Here is a 4,649-nt window from a genome sequence, read left to right as displayed (position 1 = left end):
CATATTATATGGTTAAGTCCTCGATCTATTAGTATTCGTCAGCTCCACATGTCACCATGCTTCCACCTCGAACCTATCAACCTGATCATCTTTCAGGGATCTTACTAGCTTACGCTATGGGAAATCTCATCTTGAGGGGGGCTTCATGCTTAGATGCTTTCAGCACTTATCCCTTCCGCACATAGCTACCCAGCTATGCCCTTGGCAGAACAACTGGTACACCAGCGGTGCGTCCATCCCGGTCCTCTCGTACTAAGGACAGCTCCTCTCAAATTTCCTACGCCCACGACGGATAGGGACCGAACTGTCTCACGACGTTCTGAACCCAGCTCGCGTACCGCTTTAATGGGCGAACAGCCCAACCCTTGGGACCGACTACAGCCCCAGGATGCGATGAGCCGACATCGAGGTGCCAAACCTCCCCGTCGATGTGGACTCTTGGGGGAGATAAGCCTGTTATCCCCGGGGTAGCTTTTATCCGTTGAGCGATGGCCCTTCCATGCGGAACCACCGGATCACTAAGCCCGACTTTCGTCCCTGCTCGACTTGTAGGTCTCGCAGTCAAGCTCCCTTATGCCTTTGCACTCTACGAATGATTTCCAACCATTCTGAGGGAACCTTTGGGCGCCTCCGTTACACTTTAGGAGGCGACCGCCCCAGTCAAACTGCCCACCTGACACTGTCTCCCGGGTCGATAAGACCCGTAGGTTAGAATTTCAATACAGTCAGGGCGGTATCCCACCAGCGCCTCCACCGAAGCTAGCGCTCCGGTTTCAAAGGCTCCCGCCTATCCTGTACAAACTGTACCAAAATTCAATATCAGGCTACAGTAAAGCTCCACGGGGTCTTTCCGTCCTGTCGCGGGTAACCTGCATCTTCACAGGTACTATAATTTCACCGAGTCTCTGGTTGAGACAGTGCCCAAATCGTTACACCTTTCGTGCGGGTCGGAACTTACCCGACAAGGAATTTCGCTACCTTAGGACCGTTATAGTTACGGCCGCCGTTTACTGGGGCTTCAGTTCAGAGCTTCGCTTGCGCTAACCCCTCTCCTTAACCTTCCAGCACCGGGCAGGTGTCAGCCCCTATACTTCGCCTTACGGCTTCGCAGAGACCTGTGTTTTTGCTAAACAGTCGCTTGGGCCTATTCACTGCGGCTTTCCGTTAAGAAAGCACCCCTTCTCCCGAAGTTACGGGGTCATTTTGCCGAGTTCCTTAACCAGAGTTCTCTCGCACACCTTAGGATTCTCTCCTCGCCTACCTGTGTCGGTTTGCGGTACAGGCACCTTTTATCTCGCTAGAAGCTTTTCTTGGCAGCGGGGAATCAAAGACTTCGCTCCATAAGGAGCTTCCCCATCACAGCTCAGCCTTCACGATAAGCGGATTTGCCTACTTATCAGCCTAACTGCTTGGACGTGCACAACCAATCGCACGCTTCTTCTATCCTTCTGCGTCCCTCCATTGCTCAAACGATAAAGAGGTGGTACAGGAATATCAACCTGTTGTCCATCGCCTACGCCTGTCGGCCTCGGCTTAGGTCCTGACTAACCCTGAGCGGACGAGCCTTCCTCAGGAAACCTTAGGCATTCGGTGGACGGGATTCTCACCCGTCTTTCGCTACTCATACCGGCATTCTCACTTCTAAGCACTCCACCAGTCCTTACGGTCTGACTTCACTGTCCTTAGAACGCTCCCCTACCACTGATACGTAAGTATCAATTCGCAGCTTCGGTGGTGTATTTAGCCCCGGTACATTTTCGGCGCAGAGTCACTCGACTAGTGAGCTATTACGCACTCTTTAAATGGTGGCTGCTTCTAAGCCAACATCCTAGTTGTCTAAGCAACTCCACATCCTTTTCCACTTAATACACACTTTGGGACCTTAGCTGGCGATCTGGGCTGTTTCCCTCTTGACTACGGATCTTATCACTCGCAGTCTGACTCCTAAGGATAAGTCATTGGCATTCGGAGTTTGACTGAATTCGGTAATCCGATGAGGACCCCTAGTTCAATCAGTGCTCTACCTCCAAGACTCTTACACTTAAGGCTAGCCCTAAAGCTATTTCGGGGAGAACCAGCTATCTCCAGGTTCGATTGGAATTTCTCCGCTACCCACACCTCATCCCCGCACTTTTCAACGTGCGTGGGTTCGGGCCTCCATTCAGTGTTACCTGAACTTCACCCTGGACATGGGTAGATCACCTGGTTTCGGGTCTACGACCACGTACTAAACGCCCTATTCAGACTCGCTTTCGCTACGGCTCCGCCTCTTCAGCTTAACCTCGCACGGGATCGTAACTCGCCGGTTCATTCTACAAAAGGCACGCCATCACCCATTAACGGGCTCTGACTATTTGTAGGCACACGGTTTCAGGATCTCTTTCACTCCCCTTCCGGGGTGCTTTTCACCTTTCCCTCACGGTACTGGTTCACTATCGATCACTAGGGAGTATTTAGCCTTGGGAGATGGTCCTCCCGGATTCCGACGGAATTTCACGTGTTCCGCCGTACTCAGGATACATTCAAGAGAGAACGAAGTTTCGACTACGGGGTTGTTACCCTCTGTGACGAGCCTTTCCAGACTGCTTCGTCTACCTCGTTCCTTTGTAACTCCGTATAGAATGTCCTACAACCCCAAGAGGCAAGCCTCTTGGTTTGGGCTAGATTCCGTTTCGCTCGCCGCTACTCAGGAAATCGCATTTGCTTTCTCTTCCTCCAGGTACTTAGATGTTTCAGTTCCCTGGGTCTGTCTTCAATACCCTATGTATTCAGGTAAAGATACCATACCATTACGTATGGTGGGTTTCCCCATTCGGAAATCTTCGGATCAAAGCTTACTTACAGCTCCCCGAAGCATATCGGCGTTAGTCCCGTCCTTCATCGACTCCTAGTGTCAAGGCATCCACCGTGCGCCCTTTCTAACTTAACCAAACTAAAATTAAAAAATATGAGCTACACTGTTATCTAGTTTTCAAAGAACATACNNAAAACGAAACACGGAAACTTATATTGATGAACAGCGTTCATCAATTCTCCATAGAAAGGAGGTGATCCAGCCGCACCTTCCGATACGGCTACCTTGTTACGACTTCACCCCAATCATCTGTCCCACCTTAGGCGGCTGGCTCCAAAAGGTTACCCCACCGACTTCGGGTGTTACAAACTCTCGTGGTGTGACGGGCGGTGTGTACAAGGCCCGGGAACGTATTCACCGCGGCATGCTGATCCGCGATTACTAGCGATTCCAGCTTCATGTAGGCGAGTTGCAGCCTACAATCCGAACTGAGAACGGTTTTATGAGATTAGCTCCACCTCGCGGTCTTGCAGCTCTTTGTACCGTCCATTGTAGCACGTGTGTAGCCCAGGTCATAAGGGGCATGATGATTTGACGTCATCCCCACCTTCCTCCGGTTTGTCACCGGCAGTCACCTTAGAGTGCCCAACTTAATGATGGCAACTAAGATCAAGGGTTGCGCTCGTTGCGGGACTTAACCCAACATCTCACGACACGAGCTGACGACAACCATGCACCACCTGTCACTCTGCTCCCGAAGGAGAAGCCCTATCTCTAGGGTTTTCAGAGGATGTCAAGACCTGGTAAGGTTCTTCGCGTTGCTTCGAATTAAACCACATGCTCCACCGCTTGTGCGGGCCCCCGTCAATTCCTTTGAGTTTCAGCCTTGCGGCCGTACTCCCCAGGCGGAGTGCTTAATGCGTTAACTTCAGCACTAAAGGGCGGAAACCCTCTAACACTTAGCACTCATCGTTTACGGCGTGGACTACCAGGGTATCTAATCCTGTTTGCTCCCCACGCTTTCGCGCCTCAGTGTCAGTTACAGACCAGAAAGTCGCCTTCGCCACTGGTGTTCCTCCATATCTCTACGCATTTCACCGCTACACATGGAATTCCACTTTCCTCTTCTGCACTCAAGTCTCCCAGTTTCCAATGACCCTCCACGGTTGAGCCGTGGGCTTTCACATCAGACTTAAGAAACCACCTGCGCGCGCTTTACGCCCAATAATTCCGGATAACGCTTGCCACCTACGTATTACCGCGGCTGCTGGCACGTAGTTAGCCGTGGCTTTCTGGTTAGGTACCGTCAAGGTGCCAGCTTATTCAACTAGCACTTGTTCTTCCCTAACAACAGAGTTTTACGACCCGAAAGCCTTCATCACTCACGCGGCGTTGCTCCGTCAGACTTTCGTCCATTGCGGAAGATTCCCTACTGCTGCCTCCCGTAGGAGTCTGGGCCGTGTCTCAGTCCCAGTGTGGCCGATCACCCTCTCAGGTCGGCTACGCATCGTTGCCTTGGTGAGCCGTTACCTCACCAACTAGCTAATGCGACGCGGGTCCATCCATAAGTGACAGCCGAAGCCGCCTTTCAATTTCGCACCATGCGGTGCAAAATGTTATCCGGTATTAGCCCCGGTTTCCCGGAGTTATCCCAGTCTTATGGGCAGGTTACCCACGTGTTACTCACCCGTCCGCCGCTAACTTCATAAGAGCAAGCTCTTAATCCATTCGCTCGACTTGCATGTATTAGGCACGCCGCCAGCGTTCATCCTGAGCCAGGATCAAACTCTCCAATAAAGTTAGTTTGTCTAGCATCATAAAATAAAAATTGACGTTTCACGTTGTTTGTTTCGTT

General features: G+C 51.5%; 2 rRNA genes. Both read right to left on the bottom strand.

The features are described 5' to 3' along the window. Positions 1–8 precede the first annotated feature (8 nt). A 23S ribosomal RNA gene (locus tag CN373_RS15100) occupies positions 9–2,929 on the bottom strand. Between the two features lie 111 nt (positions 2,930–3,040). Next, positions 3,041–4,591, bottom strand: a 16S ribosomal RNA gene (locus CN373_RS15095). Together the 16S and 23S rRNA genes form the textbook arrangement of a ribosomal RNA operon. Between the last annotated feature and the right edge of the window lie 58 nt (positions 4,592–4,649).

Source organism: Bacillus cereus, from assembly GCF_002561295.1.
GTDB lineage: Bacteria > Bacillota > Bacilli > Bacillales > Bacillaceae_G > Bacillus_A > Bacillus_A cereus_S.
Note: the sequence above shows the minus strand (reverse complement) of the source record. Positions and strands in the feature narration are given on the sequence as shown.